Consider the following 18129-nt stretch of genomic DNA (forward strand, 5'->3'; position numbering starts at 1 on the left):
GCGGCGCGTCAGCCTAAGATCGCAAGATGCACGCAAAACCGGCCTCCCTCCCGCGCTTCTGGTCCCAGCTCACCACGCGCGATTTCGCGGCGCTCGACGCGGCCGCCACCGTTGCGGTGCTGCCGCTCGGCGCCACCGAGCAGCACGGGCCCCATCTGCCGCTGGGCGTGGACACGGTGCTGGCCGACGGCATCGTGGCCGCGTCGCTGCCGCTGCTGCCGGCCGCGCTGCCGGTGCTGTTTTTGCCGACGCAGCAGATCGGCCTGAGCCCCGAGCACGCGCGTTTTGCGGGCACGCTCACGCTGTCGGCCGAGACCCTGATCCGCATGTGGAAGGAGATCGGTGCCGGCGTGGCACATGCCGGCGTGAAGAAGCTGGTGCTGTTCAACGCGCATGGCGGCCACGTGGGCGCGATGGACATCGTGGCGCGCGAACTGCGCGCGGCGCACGGCCTCATCGTCTACAGCGTGAGCTGGTTCAACCTGCCGCTGGGCGATGCGGGCGCGCAGTTCGGCGCCGGCGAGCACCGCTTCGGCGTGCATGCCGGCGAGATCGAGACCTCGATGATGCTGGCCCTGGCGCCGCAGCAGGTGCGCATGGCCGAGGCGAAGAATTTCCGCTCCACCTCCGAGCAGCGCGCGGCCGATTACGCGATTCTCGGCAACGGCAAGAGCGCCAAGCTCGGCTGGGCCATGGAGGACTACAACGCGCAGGGCGCGGCCGGCAACGCAGCCGCCGCGACGGCGCCGCGCGGGCAGGCTGTTGTCGATGCGGCTGCGGAGCAACTCGCGCTGCTGCTGGCGGAGGTGTCTCGGCTGCCGCTGGACACGGCTCGTACGGGGCCGCTGCCTTAAGCTTGTTGTCGCTGCTGTTCGGGGCGCGTGCACAGGCCACCGGGTACTCCCCTCCGCGAATGTCCCCCGGGGGCTGCGCCCCCTCCTCCTTGATTTCGCTGCGGGGAGTACCCGATGCCCTGTGCACCTGGGCACGCTCCGGGTGTACAGCCGATCAACCACCGCGCTGAACAACGATCACGCTGATGGGGTGCCTTGCGCAGCGAAATTAAGGGGGAGGCCGCAGGCCGGAGGACATTCGCGGAGCAAGGTACCCCGTCGGCGTGATCGCACCCCGAACAGAAGCGCCCCGATTGCGCCTCCCAAGTCTTTACGCCGCGGCGCCAACGCCCCCCAGCACCCCGGCGAACATGCCGGAATCGACATTGCCGCCGCTCACGCAGATGCCCACCGTCTTCCCGCGCCATCGCTCCTGCTGCTGGAGCGCGCCTGCCAGCGCCGCGGCGCCAGCACCTTCGGCAACGTTGTGCGTGTCGCTGAAGAGAATGCGCATGGCCTCGGCCACCTCGTCGTCGGTGACGGTGATCACGTCGTCGGCTTCGCGCAGGATCACATCGAGCGATTCGGGCACCGGCGTGCGGCAGGCCATACCGTCGGCCAGCCGCGTGCCGGCGGGCGACTCGACGGGCCGACCGGCGCGGAACGAATCGCGGTAGGCCGTGGCATGCGCCGACACCACGCCGACGAGCCGGGTCGACACACCGCAGTGCGCCCGCGCGGCGGCCGCGGCTGCGAAGCCGGAGCCCAGCCCGATCGGCACGAACAGCACATCGGGCGGCGCATCTTTCAGCGCGCTGAAGAATTCGACATACGCCGTCGACACGCCGCGCACCAGCTCGCGGTGGAACGAGGGCACGCGGTGCATGCCGCCTTGCTCGGCGAGCAGGGCCGCATGCTCCGCGGCCGCCTGGAAGTCGTCGCCATGCTCGACCAGCTGCACGCCCAGCGCGCGCATCGCGGCGTTCTTCTCGAGCGAGTTGCCATGCGGCACCACGATGGTGGCTGCGAGCCCGTGGCGCCGCGCCGCGAAGCCCACCGACTGGCCGTGGTTGCCGCGCGTGGCGCTGATCGCATGGCGCACGCCGGGTTGCTCGCGTGCCAGCGTTTCGAAGTAAGTCAGCCCGCCGCGGATCTTGAAGGCGCCCGCCGGCGTGTGGTTCTCGTGCTTGGCCCACACCGTGCAGCCCAGGCGCTGCGCGAGCAGCGGCCATGCATATTGCGGCGTGGGCGGCATGGCGGCGCCGACGGTGCGCTGCGCGGATTCGATTTCTTCGCGGGTGAATCTCACGCGCACTCCTTTTTTACTTGCGTTCCGTCAGTGCCACGCGCACCGCCAGTGCCGCCAGTACGCTGCCCATGATGTAGCGCTGCGCGCGCAGCCAGCCGGCGCTTTGCGAGAGCACGGCCGTGATGCTCGCGGCGCCGAGGATCACCGCGGTGTTGACCGCGGCGCTGCTCGCCATCTGCGCCATGCCCAGCTGCATGCTCTGCAGCAGCACCGAACCGCGCTCGGGATGGATGAACTGCGGAAAGAACGAGAGGTAGAACATCGCGACCTTCGGGTTCAGCAGGTTGGTGAGAAAGCCCATGCGAAACAGCTTGCCCGGCGGATCGGCCGGCAGCGCGCGCGGCTCGAAGGGCGCATTCCCGCCGGGTTTGACGGCCTGCCACGCGAGCCACAGCAGATAGGCGGCGCCGGCAAGCCGAATGGCGTCGAACGCGAGCGGCACCGCCAGCAGCAGCGCGGTGAGGCCGAGCGCGGCCGCGAACAGGTGGGCGAGAAAGGCCATCATCACGCCGCCGAGCGAGACCAGTCCGGCGCGCCGGCCCTGGATGAGCGTGCGCGACACGCAATAGATCATGTTCGGCCCCGGCGTGAGCGCCAGCAGCAGCGAGGCGAGTGCGAACCAGGCGATTTCGGTCAAGCTCAGCATGTCAAATTCCTTCGGATTGAAGTGTGACGGGGCCGCGGGGCGTGTCGAGCACGGCCACCAGATTGGGCGCGCCGGGCTGCACCGCCATGCCGGCCATGCCGATGGCCGACAGCGCCGCAGAGAGGTCGGCCGCGCGCGGATGCGTGGCCTGCAGCGAGCGCATCGCAAGCCCCGAGCCCGGCATGGCGTCGGTGGGATGCACCGGCCCCCACTGGATCAGCGTGGGCAGCGCGCCGTAGAACAGGCGCTGGCCGTCGTCGCGCACGGTGATCTGCCATTCGAGCCGGCCGGCGGGCGTGTCGCGCGAGGCTTCGAGCAACTGGCCGCGGTCGATGTGCGCATGCTCCTCGCGCGCCAGCGCCTGCAGCGCGGCGTGGGCGTCGGGCACGCGCGCGACGAAGTGCACCAGCCGCGGTCCGCGCCGCGCGAGCCCGGCCTGCAGCACGGGGTCGTCGAGGTCGAACCAGCGGCGCGTGCCGGGACGCGATGGCCGCTTGCCGGGCTCGATCGCGATGATTTCCAGGTAGGCCTGCGGAAACGCCTCGGCCGCGATGTTCAGCAGCCGGTTGTGCGTGCCCATCAGCGGATGCGAGCCGCCGGGACCGGGCGTGACGCCCAGCGTGGCCTCGCACCACGCCACACCCTCGGCCAGCGAGGCGGCGGCGATCACCAGGTGGTCGAGTTGCGCGTGCATGGCGGCCGGCCTCAGAGCGTGACCTGGCCGTCGATGCAGGTCACGGCGTCGCCGCCGACCCACACCTTGCCGTCGGCGTCGCGCTCGATGTACACGCGCCCGGAACGGCCAAGGCACTGGCCCTGCGCAGCCACGTAGCGCGCGGGCATGTGGCCGTCGGCAATCAGCCACTCGGCGAGGCTGGCGTTGAGGCTGCCGGTGACCGGGTCTTCTTCCACGCCGATGGGCGCGGCAAAGGCGCGCACCTCGAGGTCGATCTTGGGGCCGTCGCCTTCTTCGATTGCAACGGACTTGCCGCCGAAGGCGCGCGCCTCGCGGTTCGAGCGGCCGATCAGCATCGACGAGCCTTGCTCGGCCGGCACACCCGCCACGCCAGCCTTCACGCCCAGCTCCTTGAGCATGCGGTGGTCGGGCACCAGCCGGAGCACGGTGTCCGCATCGCTGAGCAGCAGGCCGAACCACACCGGCCCGTTGTCGAGCACCTGGGCCGCGACGATCTGCTGCGCCTTCAGGCCCAGCGCGCCCGCCACCTTGGCCAGCAGCGTGGGGCTCGGCGCGCTGCGCTTGAGCGGCGGGGCCGAGAAAGCCAGGCGCTCGCCTTCATGGCGCAGCGGCACCAGGCCGGCCGCGCACTGCTGCACGATCCGGCCCGCCGCCTTGGGCCTGCCGCCGGCCTGCAGCCAGGCGTGGCAGCTGCCGATGGTGGGATGGCCGGCAAAGGGCAGTTCGCCGCCGGGCGTGAAGATGCGCACGCGGTAGTCGGCCGTGGGCTCGGTCGGTGGCAGCAGGAAGGTGGTTTCCGACAGGTTGGTCCACTGCGCGAAGCGCTGCATCTCGGCGTCGCCCAGCCCGCTGCCGTCGAGCACCACGGCGAGCGGATTGCCGAGGTAGGGCGTGGCGGTGAAGACGTCGACTTGTTTGAACGGGCGGGGTTTCATGCTTTTCATTCGAGCGGGAGATCGAGCACGCCGCGCGTGCCCGGCCGGGAGATCAGTTCGCCGTACCAGCGTTCGAGGTTCGGCCAGCTGGGGCGCTGGTATTCGGCCGGCGGCAGGCCGAACCAGCGGTGCGCCTCGCAGCCGATGGGAATGTCGGCCATGGTGAAGCGCTCGCCGGCCATGAAGGGCTGCCGGGCCAGGTGCGCGTCGAGCATGGCGAACAGCGCCTCGCTCGCATGGACCGAGGCCGCGATCAGTGCGGGATCGCGCTCGGCCGGCAGCGTGCGCACCCATTGCACGAAGGCGTTGCGGCTCGCGCGGTTGAGCGTGGTCTGCTGCCAGTCCATCCAGCGTTCGGCATCGAAGCGCGCGGGCAGCTCGCTCGGGTAGAACTTGCCGTGCGAATGCTTGGCGCAGAGATAGCGCACGATCACGTTCGATTCCCAGAGCGTGACGCGATCGCTGCCTTCGCCGTCGTCGATGGTGGGCACCATCGCGTTCGGATTGAGCGCCAGGTACTCGGGCGTTTGCACCATGCCGAACCGGCCGCCGGCCTCGGTGCGTTGAAAGTCGAGCCCGAGTTCCTGCGCGCACCAGACAACCTTGCGCACGTTGATCGAACTGATGCGGCCCCAGATATTGAGCATGGTGTTCAGCTTCCTTGGACAGGTGTGGCGGACAGGGCGGATGGCACGGCGGGACGGTCGAGCAGCAGCAGGCGGATCGCCAGGCCGACCATCACCAGGGCCAACAGGCCGCGCTGGAACTTTTCAGCCCCCGGACGGCGCTGCAGCCAGCGGCCGACCTGCCCGCTGCATGCGCCGAGCAGCGTGTTGAACGCGAGCGCGGCTGCCGACAGCATGACGCCGAGCTGCACCAGTTGCAAGGGCACGCTGCCGCGCGCCGGGTCGACGAACTGCGGCAGGAACACCATGAAGAACAGCAGCGCCTTCGGGTTGACGAGGTTGTTCAGGAAGGCCATGCGCACGATGCGCGCGAAGGCGGATGGCTGCGCACGCGCGCCCGTGGGGAGGCCGCCGCTGCTGCGAAGGGCCTGCACCGCAAGCCACAGCAGGTACAGCGCACCCGCGTAGCGCAGCAGGTCGAACGAGGGCGGCCAGGCCGCGACCAGCGCCGTGACGCCGGTGGCGGCAAAGAGCGTGTGCACCAGGTCGGCCGAGGAGATGCCCAGCGCCGCCGCGAAGCCGCCGCGCGGACCGTGGGCCACGCCGTGCGAAAGCACGAAGGCCATGTTCGGCCCCGGCGACAGGAACAGCGCGAGAACGGCCAGCAGGAAGAGCGCGAGCGTGGCGAGGCTGATCATGGTGTGTCTTTGCGATGCTTCCTTCAGGCCGCTGCGGCCGTGGCTGCTGGAACCGGCGGAAGGTAAGGCTCGATGTTGCGCAGCGCGCGCGCCACGTAGTCTTCCTTCTCGCCCACCGGTGCCACGTAGTGCAGCGCGCTCTGCGCGGCCTCGATGCCCTCGCTGCGCGCGATGAGCCAGGCCGCGAGGTAGGGCGCCGACAGGCAGCCGCCGGCCGTCGCCACATTGCCCTTGGCGAAGAAGGGCTGGTTGAGCACCTCGATGCCGGCTTCCTGCACCCAGGGCTTGGTCGTGAGGTCGGTGCAGGCCGGCACCGCGCCCAAGAGGCCTAGCTTGGCGAGCAGCAGCGTGCCCGAGCACTGCGCGCCGATCAGCTGCCGCTTCGCATCGAGGCGGCGCAGCGCGCCCATGATGGCCGGGTCGGCCGCGATCTCGCGCGTGCGGATGCCGCTGCCGACGAGCACCGCGCCGGCTTCGGCGGCCGCCTCGAGCGTGGAGCTCGCATGCACGGTGACGCCGTTCATCGAGGTGACCGTGGCGCTGGGCGCGGCCAGCGTCACGCGCCAGCCCGGCCTCTTGATGCGGTTGAGCACGCCGAGCGCGATCAGCGAGTCGAGTTCGTTGAAGCCGTCGAAAGTCAGGATGGCGATGTGCATCGTGGTCTGCCTCGTGTTGCGGCTCAGACGGGTTCGGGCGCGAGCCTGCGCTCGCCCAGCAGCGCCAGCTCTTCGCGCAGCGTCAGGGCCAGCGCGGCGATCGCGGTGTCGATCTCCTCGACGCTGGCCGTCACGAACGACAGCCGCAGCGTGCGCGGATCGCCCTGGTCCGCATAGAAGGGCGCGCCGGGCACGAAGGCCACGTTGCGCTCCACCGCCTTGGGCAAGAGCGCGACGGTGTCGATGCCCTCGGGCAGGCGCGCCCACAGGAACATGCCGCCCTTGGGCGCGTTGAACTTCACGTCCAGCCCGGCCATCTCGCGCGTGAGCGCAGCCATCATCGCGTCTCGCTGGCGCTTGTAGAGCGCGCGGATGGTGGGCACGTGGCGCTCGAGGAAGTTGTCCTTCATCACGGCCGAGACCATGCGCTGCGTGAAGATCGGCGTGTGCAGGTCGACCGCCTGCTTGGCCTGCAGCAGCTTCGGGAAGATGGCTTTCGGCGCCACCAGGAAGCCCAGGCGCAGGCCCGGTGCCAGCACCTTCGAGAACGAACCCAGGTAGATACAGCCTTCGGGGTTGCGCGCGGTCAGCGGCAGCGGCGGGGCTTCGTCGAACCAGAGTTCGCCGTAGGGGTTGTCCTCGACGATCGGCAGGCCGGCGGCGGCCGCGGCGGCCGACACCGCCGCGCGGCGCGCCTCGGTCATGGTGCGGCCGGTGGGGTTCTGGAAATTGGGCAGCAGGTAGATGAAGCGCCCATCCTTCGCCTTGGCCACCAGGTCTTCGACGATCACGCCCTCGTCGTCGCTCGCCACGCTCACCGGGTTCGGCTCCATCGGGCCGAAGGCCTGCAGCGCGCCCAGGTAGGTGGGCGTCTCGACCAGCACCTTGCTGCCCGGATCGATGAGCACCTTGGCGACCAGGTCCAGGCCCTGCTGCGAGCCGGTGGTGATGAGCACCTGCGCGGGATCGACGTTCCACGGCAGCATGTCGGCCACGGCCTGGCGCAGCGGCGCATAGCCTTCGCTCGCGGCGTATTGCAGCGCCGCCTGGCCGTCGTTGTGCAGCACCTCGGCGCAGGCGTCGGCAAAGGCCTGGATCGGGAAGGTCTTGGGCGAGGGCAGGCCGCCGGCCAGGCTGATGATGCCGGGGCGCTCGGTGACCTTGAGGATTTCACGCAGCACCGACGGATTCATCTTGGCGGCGCGGGCGGCGAGTTTCCAGTTCATGGGTTCTTCTTTCAGGCGGGTGAGGTGGGATTCAGGATTGTTCGGCATGCGCGGCACGCGCCGAAACGGCAGGAGCGGGCTGCGGCTGCGAAAGGCGCTTGCCGAGCACCACCGTGCAGACCACGGCAATGGCAAAGCCCAGCGTGACCACGTCGAGCGGTTCGCCCAGCAGCGGAATGGATGCAAGGATGGAGAGAAAGGGCTGCAGCAGCTGCGTCTGGCTCACGCGCAGCGCACCGCCCAGGGCCAGGCCGCGGTACCAGGCAAAGAAGCCGATCCACATCGAGAACACGCCCACGTAGACGAAGCCCAGCCAGGCCGAGGTGGCGATGGGCTCCGCGGGCCACAGGGCCAGCGTGGCGGGCAGCGTCACGGGCAGCGCCATCACGCAGACCCAGCAGATCACGCGCTCGGCGCCGAGCGACGGCGTGACCTGCGCGCCGTAGATGTAGCCGAACGAAGCCGCGACCACCGCGCCGACCAGCAGCAGGTCGGCCCATTCGAAGCCGAAGCCATGGCCGCCCTGGCTCGCGCGCAGCACCGAGAACAGCACCACCAGCACGCTGCCCGCGATGGCGCAGAGCCAGAAGCCGAGCCGCGCGCGCTGGTGCAGCACCCAGGCCGCGACCGCCGCGGTCACGAGCGGCAGCAGCGCCGTCACCACCGCCGCGTGGCTGGCCGTGACCACGCGCAAGGCGTAGCCCAGCAGCAGCGGATAGCCGATCACGTTGCCGAGCACCGCCATGCCAAGGGGCTTCCACTGATGCGCAGCGGGCCGCGGCGAGCGTGTGGCCAGCAGGAAGACCATCGAGAGAATGCCCGCGAGCGCGGCGCGCCCGAGCGTGACGAACCAGGGCGACAGCTGCGGCGCGCCCTGCGTGCCGGTGGCCAGCCGCGTCATCGGCAAGGTGATGGCGAACAGCGCCACCCCGATCACGCCAAGCCACATGCCCAGCGTTTCATCCTTGATGTTGAGGCGGCTGCTCATACGCCCAGCATCCACCAGGCCGTGAGCACCAGCACCAGCCCCATCGCGCGGTTGAACCACAGCAGGCGCTTGCCTTTGGAGAGCCATTCGCGCAGCAGCGCGCCGGCCAATGCGTAGGTGAAGTTGCTGATGAAGGCGTAGACCAGCATCACCGGCGCGACGATGGCGAAGCGCCCGAGCGCGTCGGGCTGCCCCGCGATCCAGCCGGCCACCAGCGTGAGCGCGAGCAGCCAGGCCTTGATGTTGACGAACTGCAGCATCACGCCCTGGCCGAAGCCGATGTTCAGGCTGGCGCCGTCGGCGCGGCCGAGCGTGCCGCTGCCGCTCAGCTTGTAGGCCAGCCACAAGAGGTAGCCCACACCCAGCGCCTTGATGGCCAGGCGCAGCGAAGGCACCGCCACCACCAGCGCGCCGATGCCGGCCGCGCACAGCACCAGCAGCAGCGTCCAGCCGACCGGCACGGCCACCACGAAGCGCATGGCGCGCGGCAGGCCGCCGTTGGCCGCGAGAGCAGTGGAAAGCGTGGTGTTGGGACCGGGCGAGAAACTCATCGCCGTGGCCAGCACCAGCAGCGCGGTGAATTCTTGCCAGTTCATTGCATACACTCTAAACTTTCACACCATTACAGTTCCGATACAGTTGATCGAACATATTCGAAAACTGTATTGGTCTTTCTTTCGACACAGAAGCCGGGCCCCAGATGCTGACACGAACCTCCACCCAGTCGCTCACGGGGCAATTGGCCGACCGGCTGGCAGAACGCATCCGTACCCGGCTGCTGCCGCCCGGCGCGCGTCTGCCCTCGGTGCGCGAATGCGCGCGCCAGCAGGGCGTGAGCCCCTACACGGTGGTGGCGGCCTACGACCAGCTGCTGGCGCAGGGGCTGGTCGAGGCGCGCCGCCAGCGCGGCTTCTACGTGCGCGACTCGGCGCCGGCGCAGGAGGGGCGCCCGCCCAATGCGGCGCCCATGGTCGTCCAGATGATGGCCTCGCGCGTGCCGGCCGATGCGAGCTCGCTCATCCGCAGCATGTTCCACCGGCCCAGCGACAAGCCGCAGCCGGGCATGGGCGTGTTTCCGCCCGACTGGATGGCCTCCGCCTTCATGCCGACGGCCGTGCGCCGCATGACCAGTACAGCCGCGCTGCAGGAGCTGTCGCTCCAGTACGGCGAACCCTCGGGCGACGCCGCGCTGCGCCGCAGCCTGTCGAACAAGCTGGTGGGCATCAACGTGCCCGCCGCGCCCGACCAGATCGTGACCACGGTGGGCGCCACGCATGCGCTCGACATCGTGAGCCGCACCCTGCTGCGCGCGGGCGATCCGGTGATGGTCGAGGAGCCCGGCTGGGCGCTGGAATTCGCGCGGCTCGAGGCGCTGGGCATGCGCATCCTGCCGGTGCCGCGCCGCGCCGACGGGCCCGACCTGGAGGTGATGGCGCAGTACTGCCAGCTGCACAGCCCCAAGCTCTTCGTGAGCGTGAGCGTGCTGCACAACCCGACCGGCTACAGCCTCACGCCCGGCAGCGCGCACCGCGTGCTCAAGCTGGCCAACGAGCACGACTTCCACATCGTCGAGGACGACACCTACAGCCACCTCGCGCCCGAGCACGCCACGCGGCTCAGCGCGCTCGACGGGCTGCAGCGCACCATCTACGTCAGCGGCTTTGCCAAGATCCTCGCGCCCAACTGGCGCATCGGCTTCCTGGCCGCCTCGCCGGAGCTGAAGGAGCGGCTGCTCGAGACCAAGCTCCTGGCCACGCTCACCACGCCCACGCTGTTCGAGCGGGCGCTTTCGTGGTGCATCGACCAGGGCCAGCTGCGGCGGCATGCCGAACGCATACGCATCCGGCTCGACGGCGCGCGCGGCCGTGCGGTGAAGCTTGCGATGGCGCACGGCTGCAGCTTCGCGTCGGAGCCGGCGGGCCTGTTCGGTTGGGTCGACACGGGCGTCGACACCGACGCGCTGACCCAGCGCATGCTCGACCAGGGCTACCTGCTCGCGCCGGGCTCGCTGTTCCATGCGCGGCGGCCGCCGAGCACGATGATGCGGATCAATTTCGCGACCTCGCAGGACGCGGCGTTCTGGAAGGTGTTCAGCAAGGTGCGCGCGGAACTCTGATGGCCAACGGGGAGGGCGCCCGGGCCCAAAACGGCGATGCCTTGGAGTAAGCTGGCATCACAAGAAAACCCAACCGGAGACCTCCGCATGAGCAATGCCAGCCAACCCTTCGACTTCAGCCAATTCGTCCCCGGATTCGATTTTCTGAAGAACCTTGCCGGCGGTGGCGCCGGCGGCGCGGCGGGCAGTGCGGTGCCCGGATTGCCGAGCCTCGCGAGCTGGGTGGCCCCCACGCTGAGCGTGGAAGAGGTCGACAAGCGCATCCAGGAACTCAAGACGGTGCAGTATTGGCTCGAGCAGAACGGCCATGCGCTCAAGGCCACCATCCAGGCGCTCGAAGTGCAAAAGATGACACTTTCGACCTTGCGCGGCATGAACGTGCGGATGGAAGATATCGCCAGCGCGTTCACCAAGCAGGCGGCCGCCGTGGCGCCTGCCGCTGCCGCGGCACCTGCAGCCGCTGCGCCGGCCGAACCGGAGGCCGAGCCCGAGGAAGAAGCCCCGGCACCGGCAAAGAAGGCGCGCAGCAAGCCGGCTTCGGCCACTGCCGCTTCGGACGGCAATGGCAGCGGCGCCGGCGTGATCGATCCGATGCAATGGTGGGGCTCGCTGACCGAGCAGTTCCAGCAGATCGCGAGCTCGGCGCTGCAGGATGCGGCCCAGCTCAAGGTGCCGGCCATGGCCCAGCCATTGGCCGATGCGGTGGGCAAGGCCATGGGCAAGCCGGCGGCGGCTGCTCCCGCAGCCTCGAAACCCGCGGCCAGGAAGGCGGCAGCGCCCGCCGCCGCAAAGAAGGCATCGGCCGCCGCGCGCAAGCGAACGGCCGGCCGCCGCTGACGTCATACACACACATTCCTTGATTGAAGAGAACGGGTTGGCACGCATCATGAAGCTGTTTCCTTCCGGCCATGCCACCCACCCGCAATGGCGCATGGCAGCCGGCCTCGTGCTGGCCCAGTTGCGCGCGCAGATGGCGCTGCCCGACTACGCGGCGTCGCCCACGCTCGGGCTGCTCTACATCACCGACCACTATGCGTCGGACGCGCAGGACATCCTCGACCACCTGAGCGCCGAACTGCCCGAGGTCACCGACTGGTCCGGCACGGTCGGCATCGGCGTCTCGGCCAACAACGCCGAATATTTCGACGAGCCCGGCCTCAGCCTGATGCTCTGCGCGCTGCCGAGCGACCAGTACCGCGTGTTTTCCGGCGTGGCGCCGCTGGGCAATTCGGAAATGAGCGGCTTCGAGGCCCACACGGCGCTGGTGCACGCGGACCCCGCCACGCCCGACCTGACCGAACTCATCGGCGAGATGGCGGGCCGCACCGACACCGGCTACCTGTTCGGCGGGCTGTCGTCAGGGCGCGGCGGCGCGCTGCAGTTCGCGGTCGGCGGCAACGGCAACATCCGCGGCCATGGGGCCGCGGGCGGCGTGTTCTCGGGCGGCTTGTCGGGCGTGGTGTTCGGCGAGGGCGTGCGGCTGGTGTCGCGCGTCACCCAGGGCTGCCAGCCGCTGCGCTCGGGCGCGGGGCGCGAGCGCGAGATCACCGAGGCCGATGGCAACCTGCTGCTCAAGCTCGACGGCGAACCTGCGCTCGACGTGCTGCTGGCCGACCTGCAGGTGACGCTCGAGCGGCCGCAGGAAGCCATCGACGCCGTGCGCGCCACCCTGGTGGGCCTTGCCGATGCGGGCAGCGACGGCATCCGCCGCACCGGCGACCTGGGGGCCGATGTGCTGGTGCGCCACATCATCGGCCTGGACCCCACGCGCCGCGGCATCGCGATTGCCGATGTGGCCGAGGCCGGCATGCGCCTGACCTTCTGCCGCCGCAATGCGCAGGCCGCGCGCGCCGACCTGATGCGCATCTGCGCCGAGATCCGCGAAGAGCTCGAGCCCGAGGAGCAGACGCTGGCCACCGCGCGCGCCGTCGCAGCGGGGGAGGCCGAGGCGGCGCCGCATCCGGCGCGCCGCATCGCGGGCGCCGTGTACGTGAGCTGCTCGGGACGCGGCGGGCCGCACTTCGGCGCGCCGGGCGCCGAACTGCAGATCGTGCGGCACGCGCTGGGCGACGTGCCGCTGGTCGGCTTCTTTGCCGCGGGCGAGATCGCGCGCCACCACCTGTACGGCTACACCGGCGTGCTGACGGTGTTCACCAGCAAGGACTGAGCCTCGCCCTCTGGCATTCAGGCCGGCTGCAGTACGCGCGCCGCCGGCGCAGGCATGCCGGTGAACGCAAAGTCGACCTCGGGCGCGAGTCCGCTCACGATGCGTGCAATCGACTTGCCCGATCCGCAGGCGTGCGTCCAGCCGAGCGTGCCATGGCCGGTGTTGAGGAACAGGTTCGGCAGTTTCGTCTTGCCGATCAGCGGCACGTTGCTTGGCGTCGCGGGGCGCAGGCCGGTCCAGAACTGGGCCTGCGTGGTGTCGCCGGCGCCCGGAAAGAGCTCCTCGACGCGCCGCACGATCGCCTCGCAGCGCACGCGGTTCAGGTCGCGGTCGTAGCCGTTGAGCTCGGCCGTGCCGGCAATGCGCAGGCGGTCGCCGGAAGCCGAGGTGTAGCGCGAGAACACGAGCTTGAACTCGTCGTCGGTCAGCGAGACCTGGTGCGCCCTGGACGCGTCCTTCACCGGCAGCGTCACCGAATAGCCCTTGGCCGGATAGATCGGCAGCCGGATGCCCAGCGGCGCGGCAACGATCGGGCTCAGCGAACCCATCGCGAGCACGAAGGCGTCGCTGCGGATGCGCTGGAAGCGGCCTTCGCTGTCGGTGGCTTCGACGTGGTCGATGCTGCCGCCGGCCTCGCGCAGCGCGGTCACCGTGTGGCTCATGAGGAACTTCACGCCGGCCGCGGCCGCGCGCTTCGCCAGCTCGCGTGCAAAAAGATTCGCGTCGCCGGACTCGTCCTCCGCCGTGTAGGTGGCACCCGCCAGCTTCGGGCGGATGTGGGCGAGGGCGGGCTCGATCTTCACGGCCTCGTCGGCAGAGATCACCTGGCGTTCGCAGCCGAGTGCGCGCATCTGCTCGGCGGGCTTGAGGGCGCCGTCGAACTCCTTCTGCGTCGTATAGAAGTGCAGGATGCCCTGCGTGCGCTGGTCGTATTGCAGGCCGGCGTCGGCGCGCAGCTGCTGCAGCACCTCGCGGCTGTAGGTGCCCAGGCGAACGATCTGCTCGATGTTGTGCCGGGTGCGCGCCGGCGTGCATTCGCGCAGGAACTGCAGGCCCCAGAGCCACTGGCGCATGTCGGCGCGGATGCGAAACAGCAGCGGGGCGTCTTCCTTGCCCAGCCATTGCAGCACCTTGAGCGGTGCGCTCGGATTGGCCCAGGGCTCGGCATGGCTGACGGAGATCTGCCCGCCGTTGGCAAAGCTTGTTTCGGCGGCCGGCGTGGCCTGCCGGTCGATCACGGTCACTTCGTGGCCGAGTTGCTGGAGATAGTAAGCAGAAGTCACGCCGAGCAGGCCGGCGCCAAGAACGATCACACGCATTTCAAGTACCTTTGAAGATTGGCACTCGAACGGCGGACTTGGTGTGCTACTGATTCAATAGCGAGCAACCGGACGAACGCCGTCCAAGTTGCCGCTCCCCCTGTCCTTGGTACCTGAGAGATTCACCTGTTGCACCTTGCAACGGGTTTGCTCCTTCGGTGCATCACGCGAGGTGATGGCTCTCCAGACGGCTTGTCAGTTGATGCAGTACATGCCACGACACTCTTTGAAAGAACTTCAAGGAATCTGTGGGCTGACCTGAGCGTTTATGGGAGTTTGCGCCTTCGGTGGAGTAGTAATAAGTACTACTCACTCTCCTGCAGTGAAACGATTGTAGGCGGGGACCGCAAAGCCGCCAACCATGAATTTTGACAATTCGGACCAATGGGATAATTGTCATTGATTCGAAACTTCGGGGAGACTCATGATCCTGGTAACCGGCGGCGCGGGCTTCATCGGCGCCAACTTCGTACTCGACTGGCTGGCGCAGAGCGACGAGCCTGTCGTGAACCTCGACAAGCTGACCTATGCCGGCAACCTCGAGACGCTCGCGTCTCTCAAAGGCGACCCGCGGCACCTCTTCGTGCAGGGCGACATCGGCGACAGCGCGCTGGTTGACCGCCTCTTGGCCGAGCACAAGCCGCGCGCCATCGTGAACTTTGCCGCGGAATCGCACGTCGACCGCTCCATCCACGGCCCCGAGGACTTCGTGCAGACCAACGTGCTGGGCACCTTCCGCCTGCTCGAGTCCGTGCGCGGCCACTGGAGCGCGCTGGCGGCCGAGCAGAAAGCCGCCTTCCGCTTCCTGCACGTGTCCACCGACGAGGTCTACGGCTCCCTCTCCAAGACCGACCCCGCCTTCACCGAAGAGCACAAGTACGAGCCCAACAGCCCCTACTCGGCCAGCAAGGCCGCCAGCGACCACCTCGTGCGCGCCTGGCACCACACCTACGGCCTGCCGGTCGTCACCACCAACTGCTCCAACAACTACGGGCCCTTCCACTTCCCCGAGAAGCTCATCCCGCTGATGATCGTCAACGCCCTGGCCGGCAAGCCCCTGCCCGTGTACGGCGACGGCATGCAGGTGCGCGACTGGCTCTACGTGAAGGACCACTGCAGCGCCATCCGCCGCGTGCTCGAAGCCGGCCGCCTCGGCGAGACCTACAACGTCGGCGGCTGGAACGAGAAGCCCAACATTGAGATCGTCAACACCGTCTGCGCCCTGCTCGACGAACTTCGCCCGCGTGCCGACGGCCAGCCCTACAAGGCGCAGATCAGCTACGTCACCGATCGCCCCGGCCACGACCGGCGCTACGCCATCGATGCGCGCAAGCTCGAGCGCGAACTCGGCTGGAAGCCCGCCGAAACCTTCGACAGCGGCATCCGCAAGACCGTCGAGTGGTACCTGGCCAACGCCGAATGGGTGCGCAACGTGCAAAGCGGCGCCTACCGCGAATGGGTCGAGAAGCAATACGACGCCGCACCCGCGGCCAAGGCTGCGGCATGAAGCTGCTGCTGCTGGGCAAGGGCGGCCAGGTCGGCTGGGAGCTGCAGCGCAGCCTCGCGCCGCTGGGCGAGCTGGTCGCGCTCGACTTCGACAGCACCGACTTCCACGCCGACTTCAGCCGTCCCGAGCAGCTGGCCGACACCGTGCGCAAGGTGCGCCCCGACGTCATCGTCAATGCCGCGGCCCACACCGCCGTCGACAAGGCCGAGAGCGAGCCCGAGTTCGCCCGCACCCTCAACGCCACCTCGCCCGGCGTGGTGGCCGAGGCCGCGCAGCAGATCGGCGCGCTCATGGTGCACTACTCCACCGACTACGTCTTCGACGGCAGCGGCAGCACGCCGTGGAAAGAAGACGACGCCACCGGCCCGCTCAGCGTGTACGGCCGCACCAAGCTCGAAGGCGAGCAACTGGTGGCGAAGCACTGCGCGAAGCACCTGATCCTGCGCACCAGCTGGGTCTATGCCGCGCGCGGCGGCAACTTTGCCAAGACCATGCTGCGCATCGCCAAGGAGCGCGACCGCCTGACCGTCATCGACGACCAGTTCGGCGCCCCCACCGGCGCTGAGCTGCTGGCCGACGTCACGGCGCACGCCATCCGCGCCACCTTGCAGGACCCGGCCAAGGCCGGCCTGTACCACGCGGTGGCCGGCGGCGAGACCACCTGGCATGGCTATGCGCGCTTCGTGATCGAGCAGGCGAAAGCGGCTGGCGTGGAACTCAAGGCCGGACCGGAAGCCGTCGAGCCCGTGCCCACCAGCGCCTTCCCCACCCCCGCGACGCGCCCGGCCAACTCGCGCCTGGACACGCGCAAGCTGCAGGCCGCCTTCGGCTTGGTGCTGCCGCACTGGCAGCAGGGCGTGGCCCGCATGCTGCGCGAGACCCTTTGACAGACGGCAGCACAAGCGACCCACGCAAGCAAGAAGCGGAGAACAACACCATGACCACGAAGACCACGCAACGCAAAGGCATCATCTTGGCCGGCGGCTCCGGCACCCGGCTGCACCCCGCCACGCTCGCGCTCAGCAAGCAGCTGCTGCCGGTGTACGACAAGCCGATGATCTATTACCCGCTGAGCACGCTGATGCTCGGCGGCATGCGCGACATCCTGATCATCAGCACGCCGCAGGACACGCCGCGCTTCCAGCAGCTGCTGGGCGACGGCAGCCAGTGGGGCATCAACCTGCAGTACGCGGTGCAGCCCAGCCCCGATGGCCTCGCGCAGGCCTTCATCATCGGTGACAAGTTCGTGGGAAATTCTCCGAGCGCGCTGGTGCTGGGCGACAACATCTTCTATGGCCATGACTTCGCGCACCTGCTGGCCGATGCCGATTCGAAGCCCTCCGGTGCCACCGTGTTCGCCTACCACGTGCACGACCCCGAGCGCTACGGCGTGGTGGCCTTCGACGACAAGGGCAAGGCCAGCAGCATCGAGGAGAAGCCGCTCAAACCCAAGAGCAGCTATGCCGTCACGGGCCTGTACTTCTACGACAACCAGGTGGTGGAGATCGCCAAGGCCGTGAAGCCCAGCGCGCGCGGCGAGCTGGAGATCACGGCCGTGAACCAGGCCTACCTCGACCGCGACCAGCTCAGCGTGCAGATCATGCAGCGCGGCTATGCCTGGCTGGACACCGGCACGCACGAGAGCCTGCTGGAGGCCGGCCAGTTCATCGCCACGCTGGAGCACCGGCAGGGCCTGAAGATCGCCTGCCCCGAAGAGATCGCGTGGCGCCACGGTTTCATCGACCGCGAGCAGCTGGCCAGATTGGCCGCGCCGCTGCAGAAGAACGGCTACGGCAAGTACCTGAACCACCTGCTGGCCGAGGAGGTGCGCTCGTGAAGGCCACACCCACCGCCATTCCCGAGGTGCTGATCATCGAACCGAAGGTCTTCGGCGATGCGCGCGGCTTCTTCTACGAGAGCTTCAACGGCAAGGCCTTCGACGAGGCGGTCGGGCGGCATGTGGAGTTCGTGCAGGACAACCATTCGCGCTCGGCCAAGGGCGTGCTGCGCGGCCTGCACTACCAGATCCAGCAACCGCAGGGCAAGCTGGTGCGCGTGGTGCGCGGCGCGGTGTTCGATGTGGCGGTGGATATCCGCAAGTCGTCGCCGACGTTTGGAAAATGGGTGGGGGTGGAACTCAGCGAGGACAACCACAGGCAGCTGTGGGTGCCTGAGGGGTTTGCGCATGGGTTTCTGGTGCTCAGCGAGACGGCGGAGTTTCTGTACAAGACGACGGACTACTATGCGCCGGCGCATGAGCGCAGTATCGTGTGGAACGATGCGACGATCGGTATCGAATGGCCGGATGCCGGCATGGGCCCCGTGCTGTCCGCGAAAGACGAACTCGGTGTTTCATTGAATCAAGCTGAAACCTTCGACTAAAAGACAGGCGAAGATCTGTTGCCC

The 18129-nt window shown here is 68.8% G+C and carries 19 protein-coding genes and 2 riboswitches; of the genes, 8 read left to right on the forward strand and 11 right to left on the reverse strand.

What is annotated here, in order from left to right:
* The first annotated feature begins 26 nt into the window (after positions 1 to 26).
* Complete coding sequence (locus RZE77_RS03380) at positions 27 to 854, forward strand: creatininase family protein (RefSeq protein ID WP_319440691.1); 828 nt, start codon at positions 27 to 29, stop codon at positions 852 to 854.
* Between the two features lie 310 nt (positions 855 to 1164).
* Here RZE77_RS03380 and RZE77_RS03385 read toward each other — a convergent pair whose 3' ends face one another.
* From RZE77_RS03385 to RZE77_RS03430, 10 genes are read right to left on the reverse strand one after another with little or no spacing between them, the layout of a single operon-like run.
* Positions 1165 to 2142, reverse strand: coding sequence for a threonine dehydratase (locus RZE77_RS03385; RefSeq protein WP_319440692.1), 978 nt, complete (start codon positions 2140 to 2142; stop codon positions 1165 to 1167).
* Between the two features lie 13 nt (positions 2143 to 2155).
* Positions 2156 to 2788 (reverse strand): LysE family translocator, encoded by a 633-nt coding sequence (locus RZE77_RS03390; RefSeq protein ID WP_319440693.1) that lies wholly within the window; start codon positions 2786 to 2788, stop codon positions 2156 to 2158.
* 1 nt (position 2789) lies between these two features.
* Positions 2790 to 3482: a VOC family protein gene (locus tag RZE77_RS03395; RefSeq protein WP_319440694.1), complete on the reverse strand. Its 693-nt coding sequence runs from the start codon at positions 3480 to 3482 to the stop codon at positions 2790 to 2792.
* Positions 3483 to 3493: 11 nt separating this feature from the next.
* Complete coding sequence (locus RZE77_RS03400; RefSeq protein WP_319440695.1) at positions 3494 to 4420, reverse strand: PhzF family phenazine biosynthesis protein; 927 nt, start codon at positions 4418 to 4420, stop codon at positions 3494 to 3496.
* A gap of 5 nt (positions 4421 to 4425) precedes the next feature.
* Entirely contained in the window at positions 4426 to 5067 is a 642-nt protein-coding gene (locus tag RZE77_RS03405; protein ID WP_319440696.1) for a glutathione S-transferase family protein, read from the reverse strand.
* A gap of 5 nt (positions 5068 to 5072) precedes the next feature.
* Complete coding sequence (locus tag RZE77_RS03410) at positions 5073 to 5744, reverse strand: LysE family translocator (RefSeq protein ID WP_319440697.1); 672 nt, start codon at positions 5742 to 5744, stop codon at positions 5073 to 5075.
* A 23-nt stretch (positions 5745 to 5767) separates the two neighbouring features.
* Entirely contained in the window at positions 5768 to 6400 is a 633-nt protein-coding gene (locus RZE77_RS03415; protein ID WP_319440698.1) for a DJ-1/PfpI family protein, read from the reverse strand.
* Between the two features lie 23 nt (positions 6401 to 6423).
* Positions 6424 to 7626 (reverse strand): aminotransferase-like domain-containing protein, encoded by a 1203-nt coding sequence (locus RZE77_RS03420; protein WP_145742255.1) that lies wholly within the window; start codon positions 7624 to 7626, stop codon positions 6424 to 6426.
* Between the two features lie 31 nt (positions 7627 to 7657).
* A complete protein-coding gene (locus tag RZE77_RS03425) occupies positions 7658 to 8614 on the reverse strand; it encodes a DMT family transporter (protein WP_319440699.1) in 957 nt (318 codons plus the stop codon).
* Positions 8611 to 9210 carry a LysE family translocator gene (locus tag RZE77_RS03430; protein ID WP_319440700.1) on the reverse strand — a complete coding sequence of 200 codons (600 nt, stop codon included), beginning with the start codon at positions 9208 to 9210 and terminating at the stop codon, positions 8611 to 8613. The genes RZE77_RS03425 and RZE77_RS03430 overlap by 4 nt, the downstream gene beginning before the upstream one ends.
* A 104-nt stretch (positions 9211 to 9314) precedes the next feature.
* On the opposite strand from RZE77_RS03430, the gene RZE77_RS03435 reads away from it, so the two are divergent.
* The 3 genes from RZE77_RS03435 to RZE77_RS03445 all read left to right on the forward strand — a co-directional run bounded on the left by RZE77_RS03435 (position 9315) and on the right by RZE77_RS03445 (position 12897).
* On the forward strand, positions 9315 to 10730 hold the full coding sequence (locus RZE77_RS03435) for an aminotransferase-like domain-containing protein (RefSeq protein WP_012745901.1): 1416 nt from the start codon (positions 9315 to 9317) through the stop codon (positions 10728 to 10730).
* A gap of 87 nt (positions 10731 to 10817) precedes the next feature.
* The gene (locus tag RZE77_RS03440; RefSeq protein ID WP_319440701.1) at positions 10818 to 11567 is read left to right on the forward strand and encodes a PhaM family polyhydroxyalkanoate granule multifunctional regulatory protein; all 750 of its coding nucleotides are present in this window, start codon (positions 10818 to 10820) and stop codon (positions 11565 to 11567) included.
* Between the two features lie 49 nt (positions 11568 to 11616).
* A complete protein-coding gene (locus tag RZE77_RS03445) occupies positions 11617 to 12897 on the forward strand; it encodes an FIST signal transduction protein (RefSeq protein WP_062364448.1) in 1281 nt (426 codons plus the stop codon).
* A gap of 17 nt (positions 12898 to 12914) precedes the next feature.
* Here the strand turns inward: RZE77_RS03445 and RZE77_RS03450 are convergent, their stop codons facing one another.
* Positions 12915 to 14216, reverse strand: a complete 1302-nt coding sequence (locus RZE77_RS03450) for a D-amino acid dehydrogenase (RefSeq protein ID WP_319440703.1) — start codon at positions 14214 to 14216, stop codon at positions 12915 to 12917.
* Positions 14217 to 14306: 90 nt separating this feature from the next.
* A riboswitch (glycine riboswitch) is annotated at positions 14307 to 14413 on the reverse strand.
* Positions 14414 to 14464: 51 nt separating this feature from the next.
* Positions 14465 to 14534: riboswitch (glycine riboswitch) on the reverse strand.
* 106 nt (positions 14535 to 14640) lie between these two features.
* Between RZE77_RS03450 and rfbB the strand changes: the two genes are divergently transcribed.
* The 4 genes from rfbB to rfbC are packed head-to-tail and all read left to right on the forward strand — an operon-like array spanning position 14641 to position 18105.
* Complete coding sequence (gene rfbB / locus RZE77_RS03455; protein WP_319440704.1) at positions 14641 to 15723, forward strand: dTDP-glucose 4,6-dehydratase; 1083 nt, start codon at positions 14641 to 14643, stop codon at positions 15721 to 15723.
* Complete coding sequence (gene rfbD / locus RZE77_RS03460; protein ID WP_319440705.1) at positions 15720 to 16610, forward strand: dTDP-4-dehydrorhamnose reductase; 891 nt, start codon at positions 15720 to 15722, stop codon at positions 16608 to 16610. Before rfbB ends, rfbD begins: the two co-directional genes overlap by 4 nt.
* Positions 16611 to 16660: 50 nt before the next feature.
* Positions 16661 to 17560 (forward strand): glucose-1-phosphate thymidylyltransferase RfbA, encoded by a 900-nt coding sequence (gene rfbA, locus RZE77_RS03465; RefSeq protein ID WP_319440706.1) that lies wholly within the window; start codon positions 16661 to 16663, stop codon positions 17558 to 17560.
* Positions 17557 to 18105 carry a dTDP-4-dehydrorhamnose 3,5-epimerase gene (rfbC, locus tag RZE77_RS03470; protein ID WP_319440707.1) on the forward strand — a complete coding sequence of 183 codons (549 nt, stop codon included), beginning with the start codon at positions 17557 to 17559 and terminating at the stop codon, positions 18103 to 18105. Before rfbA ends, rfbC begins: the two co-directional genes overlap by 4 nt.
* Positions 18106 to 18129 lie beyond the last annotated feature (24 nt).

The organism is Variovorax sp. SPNA7 (assembly GCF_033807855.1).
Taxonomy (GTDB): Bacteria; Pseudomonadota; Gammaproteobacteria; order Burkholderiales; family Burkholderiaceae_C; genus Variovorax; species Variovorax beijingensis.